Genomic DNA, 14,166 nt, shown 5'->3' on the forward strand with positions numbered 1-14,166 from the left:
CTACACGGAGCCTATGGCCCTTTCCGACTCTCCGCCCGACGCGACCCCCGATCCCCTGCTGACCTTCGAGCCTCACCGGCAGGTGAGTGTGCGCGAGGCTTTCGGCACCGATGCCGACATGACCGTGCCGATGTTCGACACCGTCGACAGCCATGTGCCCGAGGCGGATCCCGCCTATCGCTTCGATCCCCAGACGACGCTCGCCATCTGCGCCGGCTTCGCCCACGACCGCCGGGTGATGGTCCAGGGCTATCACGGCACCGGCAAGTCGACCCACATCGAACAGGTCGCCGCCCGGCTGAACTGGCCGCTGGTCCGTGTGAACCTCGACAGCCACGTCAGCCGCATCGACCTGGTCGGCAAGGACGCCATCGTCCTGAAGGATGGCAAGCAGATTACCGAGTTCCGCGAAGGCATGCTGCCCTGGGCCATCCAGCGCCCGATCGCCCTGGTGTTCGACGAATACGACGCCGGCCGCCCCGACGTGATGTTCGTGATCCAGCGCGTGCTGGAGGCGCAGGGCCGCCTGACCCTGCTGGACCAGAACCGCGTGATCCGCCCCAACAAGTGGTTCCGCCTGTTCGCCACCACCAACACCATCGGTCTGGGCGACACCAGTGGCCTGTATCACGGCACCCAGCAGATCAATCAGGGCCAGATGGACCGCTGGAACATCGTCACCACCCTGAACTACCTCGACCACGACGTGGAGGCCGAAATCGTCGCCGCCAAGGCCCCCGAATGGGCCACCGCCGACGGCCGCCGCGCCCTCGCCGCCATGGTCCGCGTCGCCGACATGACCCGGAACGCCTTCATGAACGGCGACATCTCCACCGTCATGTCGCCTCGCACCGTCATCACCTGGGCCCAGAACGCCACCATCTTCGGCGGGGATGTGGGGTTGGCGTTCCGGCTGACCTTCCTCAACAAGTGCGACGAGCTGGAACGGCCGACCATTGCGGAGTTCTACCAGCGCGCGTTCGGGGAAGACCTCCCCGAGGCGGCGACGCGGGTGAAGGTGGGTTAGAGCCTACCGCTTCCTGAATCGCACCGCCTCCGCCGCCAGTCCGGCCCCCCAGGCATCACGCTCCTCCCTCGGCTCCGGCACGAAGGGCGCGTCGGGCAGGCTGCCGGCCACGCCGCGCATCGCCAGGGCCAGGGGTTCGGCGAAGACTGACAGCATCCGCAGCGGCTTCCTCTTCGCATCGGTGACATCCCAGCCCTCCGCCGCGAAGGCCTCGACCTGGTCCAGCGGCGACAGGCGCTCGATGCCGTCCCAGTCGCCGGGACGGGCCGCGTCCTCGGCCGCCCCGGCGGTCAGGCCGAACACCGCCCTCAGGACTGCGTCCACTTCCGGAAACTCATCGCGGCGCGAGGGGTCGGCATGGCCGGGCTTCATCAGGGCCTTCGCTTCGAGGTCGGCGACACCGGGCAGGTCGATCAGGCGGCGAAGGGGGGTCTGGGTCATCCGCCCGATCTAGCCGGTGTAGACCCCTCCGCCAAGCAAGGGCCCTGTGATCAACGCCCCACGGTCAGATCCGTCAGGGCCGAATCCGGGCGTAGAACTGCTGGATCAGGTCCAGCCTCTCGCCGTGCGGCACGGCTCTGGCGACCGGTCCGTCGTTGGTGAACTCCAGCAACCGGTCGCCGGCGACGCCGGGCCAGTCGACCCGGTCAGGTCCGTTGGGATCCGATCGCGTGGCGAATCCGGTCCAGTAGTCCGCCATGGCCGTGGCCGCGCGTGCGTCGCGCTCTCCCAGCGGCCGACCGACGGTGTCGAGGTTGTCGAACACATAGGGCCGCTCGGAGGCATGCGTCGCCCCACCGCTGGGTTCGGGGTTGGACTCGGGCACGACGTCGAAACGGTAGAGCCAGGCGGGATGGCCCGCATCGGCGTGCAGGCGTGCCAGATGACGCGCCGGTTCGTTGAAGATGAGGTCGCTGACGACCGAGGTGTCATAGCCGCCCTGCCCGCCATAGGCCGCGACCAGGGCGCTGTACTCCTCGTCGGTCATGAGATCGTCCGCACGCCCATAGGCGCCCGCATCGGACGGGCGGATCCACCAGAACTCCGCACTGTTGGTGCCCAGGATCATGGGCACCGGGGCCTGTCGTCCGCCCGCGAAGGCCTCGACGACGTCTTCGGGCACGACACGCCCGTCGACGATCAGATTGTCGGTGTAGAAGGCGGGCGTCGGTGACAGCAGGCGTTCGGCCGGCAGGGCGCGCAGATCATCGGCTGTGGCCCCGGCCAGCTGCACCGATCGGGCAAAGGCGACGCCGAGACTCTGCGCCGACGGGTGTCCGGGGCGGTCCTCGTCCAGCAGCGCCGATCTCTGGCGGCCCAGGCCAGATTGAACGATCGCCTTGTGGAACAGGCCCCGGGCTGCGGGCGCGACCATCAGCTGCGTCACCGCGACCCCGCCCGCTGACTCGCCAAAGATCGTCACATTGCCGGGGTCGCCGCCGAACCGGGCGATATTGTCGCGCACCCACTCCAGGGCGGCGATCTGGTCCATGACGCCATAGTTTCCCGCGGGTTCGTCGGGCTGACGCTCGGCGGCCAGGGCGGGATGGTCGAAAAAGCCGAGCCGTCCCAGCCGATAGTTGATCGTCACCACCACCACGCCCCGGCGCGCCAGGTTCGTGCCGCTATACAGCGCCGCCGTACCCGACCCGTTGTTGTACCCACCGCCATGGATCCAGACCATGACCGGCAGGAGTGCCGTCATGCCCTGTGGCGTCCAGACGTTCAGCGTCAGGCAATCCTCGCTCATGGGCAGCGGCCCGACGCCCGGATCGCCGTTGGCGGGCGACTGGATACAGATGGCCCCGGGCCGGGTCGCGTCCCGGATGTCGGACCATGGCGCGGGCTTCACCGGCGGACGCCAACGAAGCGGACCCACCGGCGGCGCGGCAAAGGGCAGGTTCTGGAACGAGATAACGCCCGACTCCTCACGACCCTGGGCGCGACCCTGGGCGAGCGCGATCTCGGGGTCCGGAATGTTTGCCGGACCGGTGGTCATCAGGGCCGCCATCAGGCTTTCAAGGATCATGACGTGATCCTAGCAAGGTTGGGCGCGCCGACAATCCGGCGATGGCCGCCGGTGCCGCGATGCAGGAGTCCACGGTGATTTGGCAACACCGGACATATCAGCCTAAACACGGGCCGGATTTGTCGCGGACTGGTTTTCCGCTGATCGGGGTAGTTTGATGTCTGATGGCGTGCGCGGTCGCCGCATTCTGGTGGTCGAGGACGAAGCCCTCGTCGCCATGCTGCTGGAGACGATGCTCGAGGACATGGGTTTCGCCCCGGTCGGCCCCGTCGGCGATATCGACACCGCCCTCGAGGTCCTGCAGGACGACAGCCGCCTGGACGGTGCCCTGCTGGATGTGAACGTCGCCGGCCGGGAGGTGTTCCCGGTCGCCGAAGCCCTGAAAATGAAGGGCGTGCCGTTCGTCTTCTCCACCGGCTATGGCGAGAGTGGCCTGCCGGAAGACTGGCGCGGGCATCCCACCATCCAGAAACCCTTCACCGAAGACGCCGTGCGTGAGGCCCTGTTCAAGGCCCTGGGCGTCGCCGCCGTTTGAAGTCCTTCAGGATTTCGCGTGCCGCATTATGGCCCGGTGCCCCCGTCACGCCACCACCCGGATGGGCACCGGAGCCGCAAAGATACAATCCGGGCAACGGCATGCGGTGATCGGCATGGCCAAGGATCGGCCGGGCGCTGAACAACTGGTCCAGCGTCAGCCGCCCGTGAAAGATGTCTCCGCCCACCAGACCGAAGCGCCGTTCCAGGTCCAGAGGTGTCAGGGCCATCCGCCCCAGGACCGAGGCCTTGAACCCCGGGGCCCATTCGTCGACCGTATCGATCATCAGGTCGGCGACGGTTTCGCGGTGATCGTTCCACGACCGTCCGTCGGATAGCTGCGGAGCCACGTGTTGGCAGAACAGGCTGGCGACGTGTGCCCCTCGCGGTGCCAGGGTGGCGTCCAGCGTCGAGGGGATCAGCATTTCGATGATCGGTCGGGCCGACCAGCCGTCCAGCCGGGCCTGGGCATGCGCCCGATCCATATAGTCGAGGCCGGGTGCCAGAATGATCCCGGCCGTGTGGTGATCGCCGGGTTCGGGACGAGCGGAAAATCGCGGCAGCTCCGACAGGGCGACATTCATCCGGAATGTGCCTGAACCGGAACGGTAGCCCGCCATCCGTTCCCGAAAATCGACCGGCACGATCGCCGGATCCACAAGGCGATCGAACAACAGGCGCGGATGCAGGTTCGACACGACCGCGCGCGCCCCGACGATCTGTCCGCCCTCGGTCACCGCGCCGACCGCCCGGCCACGCATCGTCAGCACCTTCGCCACGGGGGCGTCGAGCCGGATATCGACCCCCTGTTCGATACAGGCTGCGGCCATGGCCTGGGTGATGGCTCCCATGCCTCCGATCGCATGACCCCACGCGCCCTTTACCCCGTTCACCTCGCCGAAGACGTGATGCAGCAGCACATAGGCCGAGCCCGGCGTGTAAGGGCTGGCATAGTGTCCGACCACGCTGTCGAAACCGAACAGGGCCTTGATCGGATCGCTCTCGAACCAGCCGTCCAGCCAGTCACCCGCCGATTTGGCGAACAGGTCGAGGACGTCCCGTCTGGCCGTCAGGTCCAGCCCGCCCAGCCGACGCGCCAGACGACCGGCCTTCAGCATTTCGGGCAGGGCCTCCCGCCAGCCGCCTTCCGGCAGGTTGGGCGGCGTCTCCAGAACCAGCGCGCGCAGCACCTCGGCCACCCGCTCCAGCCGAGCCTCATAGGCCGGCAAACGCTCGGCATCCCGGCTTGAGAACTTTGCCACCTCGGCCTGGGTCCGGCCTTGCCCCGCCGCCAGATGCCGTCCGTCTTCCAGAGGCAGGAAGTTCGACATCCGCCGGTCGACGATGTGAAGACCATGACGCGCCAGATTCATGTCGGCGGCGACCTTGGGATTCAGCAGACTGACGGTGTAGCTGGCGGTCGAGTTGCGAAATCCGGGATGGAATTCCTCGGTTACCGCAGCGCCGCCGACCACGCTCCGCCGCTCCAGCACTGTGACCTTCAACCCGGCCCGGGCCAGATAGAAGGCACAGACCAGCCCGTTGTGCCCACCGCCCAGTATGACGACATCCACGTCGCGCTCGCTCATATCGGCCTCCGCATCAAGGACATCATGGACGATTCCGGCACGGGTGGCTTGCAGGCACGCATGCGTTCGTCGCGCCGCAGAACGGGTCAGCTCTGGATCAGCTCGGCCTTGCGCAACGCCCGGAGATGAGCCGACCCTGTGCAGAAGCACACGGTCCGCATCTGCCGGATGATGATCTGAAAGTGGTCGATCACGGCCTCGGTCGAAACCGTCGCGGCCTGCAGGACGCCCGCCGCCTGGCCCACAAGGTCGGCGCCGAGCCGGATCGCCTTGGCCGCATCGACACCGTCGCGGATGCCGCCGGATCCGATGATGAAGCCATCAGGGCAAGCCTCGTGCGCTGCCTGAAGCGCCCGGACCGTGGGAATGCCCCAGTCGGCAAAGGCCAGGGCATGGGTCTTGTCGGCGGGATCGGTGGCCCGCTCTCCCTCGATCAAGCCCCAATTCGCTCCCCCCGCGCCCGCGATATCGATCGCCGAGACGCCCATCGCGAACAGACGCCGTGCTGTCGCCGCGGAGATGCCGGCCCCTGTCTCCTTGACCACGACCGGTGCGTCCAGTCGGAGGATCAGCGCCTCAAGGGCCGCGCCGACACCCTTCCAATCGCGATCGCCCTCGGGCTGGCAGGCCTCCTGAAGCGGATTCAGATGCACGATCAGGGCATCGGCCCCGATCATGTCGATGATGCGCCGGGCCTCATCGAGGCCGAAGCCGCGCGTCAGCTGTGCCGCACCGATATTGGCCAGGATCGGTATGTCCGGGGCACGATCCCGCAGCGACTGGGTCAGCCCCGACCCGCCGCCATCCTCCAGGGCCGCGCGCTGCGACCCGACGGCCAGAGCGATGCCCAGCGCCTGCGCCGCCTCGGCCAGATGCGCATTGATCGCCTCGGCCCGGGACGGTCCTCCCGTCATCGAACTGATCAGCAGCGGGGCGCGCAGCCGACGCCCCAGGAAGTCGGCTCCGAGATCGATTCTGGCGTGGTCCAGATTCGGCAACGCTTCGTGCACGAAACGAACCGTATCGAACCCGGCGTCGCGGGCATGACGCCCCCCGCCGGACAGGACCACGTCCAGATGCTGATCCTTGCGATCGGTGATGCTTGGTTCGGACAACAGACGCTCCGCAATCTCGTCGGCCGTCGATAGGCGCAACAGAGGTGATCTGTCACGCTGGCAGCATCGGGGTCCAGCAGGTAGAGTTCAGACCATGCTCGCCTTCTGGTTCATCGCCCTGACCGTGGCAGTCTTCCTTCTGATGGAAGGCGTCGCCTGGACCACACATCGCTATGTGATGCACGGCCCCCTGGGCTGGGCCTGGCACCGCGACCACCACGAGCCGCACGACAAGATGTTCGAGGTCAATGATCTTTACGGCGTGGTCGGCGCGATCGCCGGATGCGGCCTGTTCGTCCTGGCCTGGCTGACCGACCTGTGGTGGATTCGCGCGATCGCCCTGGGCGTCACCCTGTACGGGGTCGTCTATGCCTTCGTGCATGACGGTCTGGTGCACCAGCGCTGGCCCTTCCACTGGATGCCCAGGAACGGATACGCCCGTCGACTGGTCCAGGCGCACAAGCTGCATCATGCGGTCCAGACGCGAGACGGGGCCGTTTCCTTCGGCTTCGTCCTGGCCCCGGACCCTCACCGGCTGAAGGCCATCCTGAAAGCGCGCCGGGCCGAGCGCCTCGGCAACCCCACATCATGAGCCCGACCCGCCAGACCCTAATCGGCCTGACTCTGGCGCTGTTGATCGTCGGTGGGTGGATGACGCTGCATGTGTGGGGCGTCTTTTTCCAGAGCCTTTCGTGGCCCGCGGTGGCCTTGGCCCCGCTGCTGATCCTGGCCCAGAGCTGGCTGGGTGCCGGGATGTTCATCGTCGCCCACGATTCGATGCATGGTTCGCTGGCCCCCGGGCGACCCCGCCTGAATGCGGCGATCGGACAGCTGTGCGTGGGAGCCTATGCGGCCTTCTCATACCGCACCCTAAACCTCTGCCACCACCAGCATCACCGCACGCCCGGCAGCGCCACCGACCCGGACTTTCACGCCGAACGGCCCGAGGCCTTCGGTCCCTGGTTTGTCGCCTTCTTCACCCGCTATTTCGGCCTGCGCGAACTCCTGATCGTCAGTGCGGTAGTGGCGGTGTATCTGTTCGTCCTGAAGGCAAACGCGCTGAACATGATGCTGTTCTGGGGCCTGCCCGCGATCGTCAGCGCTCTACAGCTGTTCGTCTTCGGCACCTGGCTGCCCCACCGGCACGAGAAGTCCGGGACTGGCTTCATCGACCGCCACAATGCGCGGACCCTGCCGATGCCGTGGATCCTGTCGCTCCTGACCTGCTTCCACTTCGGCCTGCACCACGAGCACCACACCTCCCCGACGACGCCCTGGTGGCGGCTACCGTCGCTGAAGGCTCAACCCGTCAGACCCGCGTCCACAGAGCCTGTCTAGGCGGCGGGGCCTTGCCGCGATCCAGGGTCTGGGTCCAGACGGCGATCAAGGCCCCCCGACCGAACAGCCAGAGCTTCATCGCCCGCCCGACCGAAACGCGCCTTTTCCAGACGCCCGGCCCGCCACGCCGGACCTTGCGGCCGATCTCGCGATAGACACCCCGCGCCGCCGCGATCGCCATCGACGACCGGAACGGAAGGCCACGCAGACCATCGCGCGCGCTGTCGTAATAGGGCTCGGCCACCGCCAGCAGCCGCTGCGTCACCCGATGGACGGTCTCGCGATTGTGGGTGGCAGCGACGGCCTCGGCCGTGGGTTCAAGGCCCGCCTCGACCAGCCAGTCAGCGGGCAGATAGAGGCGACCGCCTTCGGCATCCTCGATCACGTCGCGCGAGATGTTGGTCAGCTGGAAGGCCAGGCCCAGATCCTGGGCGCGCCTCAGAACCTCGGGGTCCGTCACACCCATGACCCGCGCCATCATGACGCCGACCACTCCTGCCACATGCCAGCAATAGGCCATGACGTCGTCCAGGGTGACATAGTCGCGGTGTTCCACGTCCATGGCGAAGCCGTCGATCATGTCCATGGCCCAGCGCTCCGGCAGGCGGTGGCGGATGGCCACGCGCTGAAAGGCGGCGAACGTCGGGTCCGACATCGGCTCGCCGCTCATGGCCCGCCGCGTCATGTCGTAAAGGCGCGCCAGCCGACGCTTCTGCTCCTCGACGCTCAACGCCTCATGGGCAAAGCCGTGGTCCTGGCCGTCGATCTCGTCGTCACAGGCCCGGCACCAGGCATAGAGCAGCCAGGCATCCTCGCGCACCGCCGGGTCGAACAGCCGCGAGGCAGAGCGGAAACTCCTGGACCCCTTGGTGATCGAAGCCTTCGAGGCGGCGAGGACAGCGTCTGCGGTCACCGGACAGTCTGCCCCTGGTCCAGCATGAGGCCGGCCGTCGCCTTGGCCGAGCCGACCACACCTGGAATGCCCGCACCCGGATGGGTGCCGGCCCCGACGATATAGAGGTTCGGGATCACGTCATCGCGATTGTGCGGCCGGAACCAGGCACTCTGCGTCAGGATCGGCTCCAGCGAGAAGGCCGAGCCCAGGTGCGCGTCCAGATCGGTCTTGAAATCCTTGGGCGTCCAGATTCGCGTCGTCACCAGATCGCGGCGCAGGTTGGGGATGTAGCGTTCCTCCAGGTAGTCGATGATCTTCTCGCGGTATTCCGGCCCCTTCACGTCCCAGTCGATGTCTGCGGCCCCCAGATGCGGAACCGGCGACAGGACGTAGTGGCTGCTCATGCCCTCGGGGGCCATCGACGGATCGGTGGCGCAGGGGGCGTGCAGATACAGCGAGAAGTCGTCCGGGAGCGTCGGCCCCGAGAAGATTTCGGAGATCAGTTCGCGATACCGCGCACCGAAACAGATGGTGTGGTGGGCCAGCTGGGGCTGGGGCTGCGACGTGCCGAAGTGCAGCACGAACAGCGACATGGAAAACCGCTTCGACTTCAGTGACCTGGCCCTGGATTTTCCGCGCGGTGTTCGGCCCAGCAGTTTCGCATAGGTGTTCACGACGTCGGCGTTCGAGGCCACCATGTCGGCCGGAATGACCTCGCCGCTGGCCAGGGTGACGCCCGTGGCCCGATCGCCTTCGGTCTCGATCCGCTCGACGGGGCTGTTCAGGCGGAAGTCGCCCCCCAGGTCCTGAAAGAACTTCACCAGACCGTTGATCAGGGCGCTCGTTCCACCCCGGGCGAACCAGACCCCGCCGCGCCGCTCGAGCGCGTGGATCAGGCCATAGACCGAGCTGGTCTTGAAGGGATCGCCGCCCACCAGCAGGGTGTGGAAGCTGAAGGCCTGGCGCAGGTGCGGGTCCTTGATGTGCCGCGCGACCATGGTGTGGACGCTGTTCCACGCTTCAAGCCGGATCAGCTCGGGCGCGGCCTGCAGCATCGATCCGAACGACTGGAACGGGACCGCCCCCAGCTTCAGATAGCCTTCCTGATAGAGCTCTTCGGAATAGGCGTGGAACCTGTTGTATCCCTCGACGTCGTCGGGATTGAACGCCGCGATCTGGCGCTCCATGGCGACCTGGTCGTCGTTGTAGTCAAAGTGAGTGCCGTCCTCCCAGCACAGCCGGTAGAAGGGATCGACCGGCATCAGGTCGACGTAGTCGCTCAGCTGCGAGCCCGTGCCGTCGAACAGTTCCTTCAGGCAATCCGGATCCGTTATGACGGTCGGGCCGGCGTCGAAGGTGAAACCCTGCTCCTTCCAGACATAGGCACGGCCGCCCGGCTTGTCCCGCATCTCCAGCAGCGTCGTCTGGATGCCCGCCCGCTGCAGCCGGATGGCCAGGGCAATGCCGCCGAAACCGGCCCCGATCACCACCGCGCGTTTTGCCGTAAGGTCTCTCATACTGGTCTTCCTGGGCGGGTTTCACGCAGCTGTCGCAGCGCGCGATGGATGGGCACGGGTGGTTTTCCGGTCAGGATGCGCGCCTTGTCCAGCGTCGTGCTCCGTCCTGCGTAGAAGCGCCGCACCAGCGGCTCGGACAGGCCATAGAACCGGCGCATGACTCTCCAGCGATCTTTGGGCTCGGCCGCGCGGAACAGCATCCGGTCCAGCAGGCGATAGAAGGCGCGGTCCGCCCAGACCTGTTTAGAGTGATTTTCCATCAGCGTCCGCAGCCCTGCGGACGACACGTCGGCTGCATCCGCAATCAGTCGCGCCGTCGCGACGGCGTCCAGCAGGGAATAGCCTGTCGTGGGATGGAACAGCGCGGCCGCCAGACCGGCGCGTGCGACGGTCGGCTCCTCGGCCCAGAAGGCGTCTATGTCGCCGTCCAGCGCGATCGGCAGGATTCCCTCTTCCTCGTCCAGCACCGCCTCGACCGTCCAGCCCCGCGATCGGACATAGGCGTCGATCCGGTCCCGGATCACCTCGCGGTCAAGCCGGGCTCCGTCGACGTAATAGGTATCCTCGATCAGCACGGTCCGCTCATCGAAGGGAAGCAGATAGACGAACCGGTACGCGTCGCCCTGCGCGACCGTCGCGTCCATGATCGTCGGCCGGGTCAGTCCGTGCGGCTCCGTCAGCCGCACCGTTTGGCCCAGGAACAGCTGCCAGCCCAGGTCCAGATGCGGTGTGGGGGACGGCCCGCGTGCGTCGATCACCCCCCGGGCACGCAGGACAGTCTGGTCCGACAGGGTCACGCGGTCCGTCGACACGGCCACCGCTTCGCCCGCGATCAGCCGGTCGCCCAGCAGGGGGGCGACAGCCGCATGCAGCCGCTCGGACGTCATGCTGTTGTAGGGTGTCTTCATCGACCGGCTCAGGCCGGGGAAATAGATTTCGTAACCGCCGGTCCATCGATGCGGGGTCGCCGGGGCCAGCCAGGCCCGGTCCTCGGCCGAGATGTCGCCGTCGAAGAATGACCAGGTGTGTTTGCCGCCCAGACGCCCATCCCGCTCGACCACGGCCACGCGCAGATCCGGCCGGTCCATGGCCAGTCGCCAGGCGATCAGGCTGGACGCCAGCCCGCCGCCGACAAGGATCAGGTCATGGTCGGAATGGGCCATCCCCCGTCCTTAAAGCGAAACGGGCCCCGGCGCGACTGCGCCGGGGCCCGCATTTTCGTCGCGCGGACTCTATTCGCGGGGAACGACCGTCAGGGCATAGGCCCCTTCCTGTCCCGAAGTGAAGCTGCGGGCGCGGATGACATAGTCACCGTCTTCCTCGACACTCCACTCGATCTTGGCGTGGGTGTCCGACAGGCCGTCATCGTCCGAGATGACCGAGGTGAACACCCCGCTCTCATCTTCCTGACCAACATCGAGATAGGCGTCGAACGCATTGGAAACCATCGTCAGCCGCAACTTCTCGCCGGCCTTCAGCGTGACCTTGTAGGCGTCGTAGTAGCTGCCGTCCTCGGTCAGACCGTCGTCCTCGGTCAGGGTCCCCCGCGCCGTCGCACCCACCAGGATGCTGCCCGGCAGGGGCTGCGGGCCCCGGTCGATCAGCTCCAGTGAATAAAGGCCCGTCGAGTCGCTCGACAGCGGCAGGGCGCGGACGATGTAATCCCCGTCCGCCGGCAGGACGTAGTTCAGGCGCGAGTCCGTGCCTTCACCCAGACCGTCGTCGTCCTCGGCCACGGCGTAGAACTCCCCGTCCGCCGCTCCGATCTGCAGATAGGTGTCGAAATCACCTGAGCGCATGATGGCCTGCACGCGGTTTCCGGCCACGCCGGTGAACCGATAGGCGTCATAGCCCCGGTTTTCGTCGTCGGTCGCGTCGCCATCGACGATCTCGCCCTGGACGGTCGCCCCCACGGCGATCGGCGCAGGTTCAGGCAGCGGCGGGGCCTCCTCCAGCGTCAGGGTGAAAGCCCCCTCCCCCTCGTCGCTGAAGGCGCGGGCCTCCAAAGCGTAATCGCCATCCTCGTAGAAGGTGAAGGTCAGGCGGGAGTTTGTGCCCTCGCCCGCACCGTCATCATCGGAGTCGATCGAATAGCGGCCACCGGCGTCCTGGGCCCGCTCTGCGAACAGCTCCAGAAAGGTGTCGAACGAGTCGGAACTCATCGTGGCGATGAGCCTCTGACCGGTCGTGGCGTGGAACGTATAGATCTCGGCCGGAACGCCAAAATCGTTCCTGTGGCTGCCCAGGTTGCCCTCGACCGTATCGCCGAAAGCGATCGGATTGCGCGGCGCGGCCGGACCGGTCTCCTCGACCTTGAGGGTATAGGCCCCGTTGGTGGTGCCATCCAGCGGCGCGGCGCGCACGATGAAGTCGCCGGAGGCCGGTGCCGTAAAGACCAGGTAGGAGTTCAGCCCGCCCGCGCCGGAATCGTCGTTGGACGCGATTTCCTGGAAATCTCCGCGGGCCGAACCGACCCGAACGATCGCGTCGAAATCATCGCTGTTCAGGCTGATCGCATAGCGCTGACCCTCGCGAGCGCGGAAGCTGTAGGCGTCATACAGGGCGTCGTCATCGTTCACCGGATCGGTGTCCGCGATCCGGCCATCGATCTCTTCCCCGATCCGCAGTCCGGTGGGGCGCGGGGCGCGGGGCGGTGCAGCGCGTTCGTTGATCTGCAGCGTATAGTCTCCGCCTTCCAGACCGCTCAGGGTCCGGGCCCGGATCAGATAGTTGCCGGACGCGGGAGCCACGAAACGCATCCGCGAGTCGGTCCCTTCTTCGAGGCCATCATCGTCCGATGCGAACGCCTCGGTAGCGTCGCCCTCAAACGCCTCCAGATAGGCATCGAACGATGCTGCGCGCAGCGTCGCCTCGACCCGCTGGCCTTGGCGAAGCCGGACCGAATATGTGTCGTAGACGAACTGCCCCACCTCCTCGTTATCGACCGTGGTGTCTTCTGCGGTCAGCGCGCCCGTCACGGACTGACCCAGTCGCAGAGGCGTGACCTCCTGGGCCAGAGCCTGACCGGCGGTGAGCAGAGCGATGGCGCTGACAGTGATGGCGAAAGAAGAGCGGCGCATGATGTTTCCCTCGGGATAAGCCCGTGACGCACATAGACGACGATCCGCGACAACTGTAAATCGCCGCACACCGGTCGATTCCTGACGGATGAGGAGCCAATCATGGCGGACGATGCATTTCGCGCCACGATCATCGACGGGAAGGTCTTCGCCACCGGTCTTGTGGACCGCATTACGGCCGCAACCGCCGCTCTGATCACCTCGCATGGCATCAAGCCTGGCCTGGCCGTCGTGATCGTCGGCGAAGATCCGGCCAGCCAGATTTACGTCCGCAACAAGGGCGAGACCACGGCGCGCGCCGGCATGCGGTCTGACACCCACAGACTGCCCGACACGACCACCCAGGCCGAGTTGCTGGCCCTGGTTCAATCCCTGAACGAGGACCCGGGCATCCACGGAATCCTCGTGCAGCTCCCCCTGCCCTCGCAGATCGATTCGTCCGCAGTGCTGGGCGCGATCGACCCGGACAAGGACGTCGACGGGTTCCACGTCGTCAATGCCGGCCGCCTGGCCGTCGGACTGCCCGGACTGGTCCCCTGCACGCCACTGGGCTCGACCATGTTGCTGAAGGCCCGGCTTGGCGACCTCTCGGGCCTGCATGCGGTAATCGTCGGCCGCTCCAACATCGTCGGCAAACCCATGGCGCAACTTCTTCTCGCCGAGAACTGCACCGTCACCGTCGCCCACTCCCGCAGCCGCGATCTGCCCGCCCTGTGCCGGACCGCCGACATTCTGGTCGCGGCGGTCGGGCGACCGGAGATGATCCGGGGCGACTGGATCAAGCCGGGCGCGACGGTGATCGACGTGGGCATCAACCGCGTTCCCTCTGCCGATCCGGTGAAGGCCGCCGAGGGCAAGACGCGGATCGTCGGCGACGTGCTGTTTGCCGAGGCCGTCGAGGTCGCGGGTGCGATCACGCCCGTACCCGGCGGCGTCGGACCCATGACCATCGCCTGCCTGCTGGCCAACACCTACGTCGCAGCCTGCCGTGCGAACGGTAACGTCCCCTCGGCTCTGGACGCTTGAAGCAACCCGGCGATGC

General features: G+C 66.8%; 13 protein-coding genes. 5 read left to right on the plus strand and 8 right to left on the minus strand.

The genetic code is table 11. The features are described from left to right. Window positions 1-13: 13 nt before the first annotated feature. Window positions 14-1,027: a cobaltochelatase subunit CobS gene (gene cobS, locus O3139_RS09805; RefSeq protein ID WP_269513893.1), complete on the plus strand. Its 1,014-nt coding sequence runs from the start codon at window positions 14-16 to the stop codon at window positions 1,025-1,027. 3 nt (window positions 1,028-1,030) lie between these two features. On the opposite strand, the gene O3139_RS09810 is transcribed toward cobS, so the two are convergent. Further along, window positions 1,031-1,468: a hypothetical protein gene (locus O3139_RS09810; protein WP_269513894.1), complete on the minus strand. Its 438-nt coding sequence runs from the start codon at window positions 1,466-1,468 to the stop codon at window positions 1,031-1,033. A gap of 73 nt (window positions 1,469-1,541) precedes the next feature. After that, the gene (locus O3139_RS09815; RefSeq protein ID WP_269513895.1) at window positions 1,542-3,056 is read right to left on the minus strand and encodes a carboxylesterase/lipase family protein; all 1,515 of its coding nucleotides are present in this window, start codon (window positions 3,054-3,056) and stop codon (window positions 1,542-1,544) included. Window positions 3,057-3,213: 157 nt separating this feature from the next. Here O3139_RS09815 and O3139_RS09820 point away from each other — a divergent pair, with 157 nt between their 5' ends. Further along, on the plus strand, window positions 3,214-3,591 hold the full coding sequence (locus tag O3139_RS09820) for a response regulator (protein WP_269513896.1): 378 nt from the start codon (window positions 3,214-3,216) through the stop codon (window positions 3,589-3,591). On the opposite strand, the gene O3139_RS09825 is transcribed toward O3139_RS09820, so the two are convergent. Together O3139_RS09825 and fni are read right to left on the minus strand one after the other, a co-directional pair. Continuing rightward, complete coding sequence (locus O3139_RS09825; RefSeq protein WP_269513897.1) at window positions 3,563-5,179, minus strand: phytoene desaturase family protein; 1,617 nt, start codon at window positions 5,177-5,179, stop codon at window positions 3,563-3,565. The two genes, O3139_RS09820 and O3139_RS09825, sit on opposite strands and share 29 nt — an antisense overlap. An 86-nt stretch (window positions 5,180-5,265) precedes the next feature. Then, entirely contained in the window at window positions 5,266-6,294 is a 1,029-nt protein-coding gene (gene fni, locus O3139_RS09830; RefSeq protein ID WP_269513898.1) for a type 2 isopentenyl-diphosphate Delta-isomerase, read from the minus strand. A gap of 94 nt (window positions 6,295-6,388) precedes the next feature. On the opposite strand from fni, the gene O3139_RS09835 reads away from it, so the two are divergent. Together O3139_RS09835 and O3139_RS09840 are read left to right on the plus strand one after the other, a co-directional pair. Continuing rightward, the gene (locus O3139_RS09835) at window positions 6,389-6,886 is read left to right on the plus strand and encodes a sterol desaturase family protein (RefSeq protein WP_269513899.1); all 498 of its coding nucleotides are present in this window, start codon (window positions 6,389-6,391) and stop codon (window positions 6,884-6,886) included. Further along, window positions 6,883-7,632 carry a fatty acid desaturase gene (locus O3139_RS09840; RefSeq protein WP_269513900.1) on the plus strand — a complete coding sequence of 250 codons (750 nt, stop codon included), beginning with the start codon at window positions 6,883-6,885 and terminating at the stop codon, window positions 7,630-7,632. The genes O3139_RS09835 and O3139_RS09840 overlap by 4 nt, the downstream gene beginning before the upstream one ends. Here the strand turns inward: O3139_RS09840 and O3139_RS09845 are convergent. The 4 genes from O3139_RS09845 to O3139_RS09860 form a co-directional block, all read right to left on the minus strand. Next, window positions 7,604-8,545, minus strand: a complete 942-nt coding sequence (locus O3139_RS09845) for a phytoene/squalene synthase family protein (protein ID WP_269513901.1) — start codon at window positions 8,543-8,545, stop codon at window positions 7,604-7,606. The two genes, O3139_RS09840 and O3139_RS09845, sit on opposite strands and share 29 nt — an antisense overlap. After that, a complete protein-coding gene (locus O3139_RS09850; protein ID WP_269513902.1) occupies window positions 8,542-10,044 on the minus strand; it encodes a phytoene desaturase in 1,503 nt (500 codons plus the stop codon). The genes O3139_RS09845 and O3139_RS09850 overlap by 4 nt, the downstream gene beginning before the upstream one ends. After that, window positions 10,041-11,207 (minus strand): lycopene beta-cyclase CrtY, encoded by a 1,167-nt coding sequence (gene crtY / locus O3139_RS09855; protein ID WP_269513903.1) that lies wholly within the window; start codon window positions 11,205-11,207, stop codon window positions 10,041-10,043. The genes O3139_RS09850 and crtY overlap by 4 nt, the downstream gene beginning before the upstream one ends. A gap of 69 nt (window positions 11,208-11,276) precedes the next feature. Then, window positions 11,277-13,124: a PPC domain-containing protein gene (locus O3139_RS09860; RefSeq protein WP_269513904.1), complete on the minus strand. Its 1,848-nt coding sequence runs from the start codon at window positions 13,122-13,124 to the stop codon at window positions 11,277-11,279. A 102-nt stretch (window positions 13,125-13,226) separates the two neighbouring features. Between O3139_RS09860 and folD the strand changes: the two genes are divergently transcribed. Next, window positions 13,227-14,150: a bifunctional methylenetetrahydrofolate dehydrogenase/methenyltetrahydrofolate cyclohydrolase FolD gene (gene folD, locus O3139_RS09865; RefSeq protein WP_269513905.1), complete on the plus strand. Its 924-nt coding sequence runs from the start codon at window positions 13,227-13,229 to the stop codon at window positions 14,148-14,150. The last annotated feature ends 16 nt before the right edge of the window (window positions 14,151-14,166 follow it).

Origin of the sequence: Brevundimonas subvibrioides (assembly GCF_027271155.1) — a bacterium.
GTDB lineage: Bacteria > Pseudomonadota > Alphaproteobacteria > Caulobacterales > Caulobacteraceae > Brevundimonas > Brevundimonas subvibrioides_D.

Coding starts and splice junctions, on each gene's coding strand:
- O3139_RS09850 (WP_269513902.1), bottom strand. CDS start 10,044: ATGAGAGACCTTACGGCAAAACGCGCGGTGGTGATCGGGGCCGGTTTC.
- O3139_RS09815 (WP_269513895.1), bottom strand. CDS start 3,056: ATGATCCTTGAAAGCCTGATGGCGGCCCTGATGACCACCGGTCCGGCA.
- O3139_RS09860 (WP_269513904.1), bottom strand. CDS start 13,124: ATGCGCCGCTCTTCTTTCGCCATCACTGTCAGCGCCATCGCTCTGCTC.
- cobS (WP_269513893.1), top strand. CDS start 14: ATGGCCCTTTCCGACTCTCCGCCCGACGCGACCCCCGATCCCCTGCTG.
- crtY (WP_269513903.1), bottom strand. CDS start 11,207: ATGGCCCATTCCGACCATGACCTGATCCTTGTCGGCGGCGGGCTGGCG.
- O3139_RS09835 (WP_269513899.1), top strand. CDS start 6,389: ATGCTCGCCTTCTGGTTCATCGCCCTGACCGTGGCAGTCTTCCTTCTG.
- folD (WP_269513905.1), top strand. CDS start 13,227: ATGGCGGACGATGCATTTCGCGCCACGATCATCGACGGGAAGGTCTTC.
- O3139_RS09820 (WP_269513896.1), top strand. CDS start 3,214: ATGTCTGATGGCGTGCGCGGTCGCCGCATTCTGGTGGTCGAGGACGAA.
- O3139_RS09810 (WP_269513894.1), bottom strand. CDS start 1,468: ATGACCCAGACCCCCCTTCGCCGCCTGATCGACCTGCCCGGTGTCGCC.
- O3139_RS09840 (WP_269513900.1), top strand. CDS start 6,883: ATGAGCCCGACCCGCCAGACCCTAATCGGCCTGACTCTGGCGCTGTTG.
- O3139_RS09825 (WP_269513897.1), bottom strand. CDS start 5,179: ATGAGCGAGCGCGACGTGGATGTCGTCATACTGGGCGGTGGGCACAAC.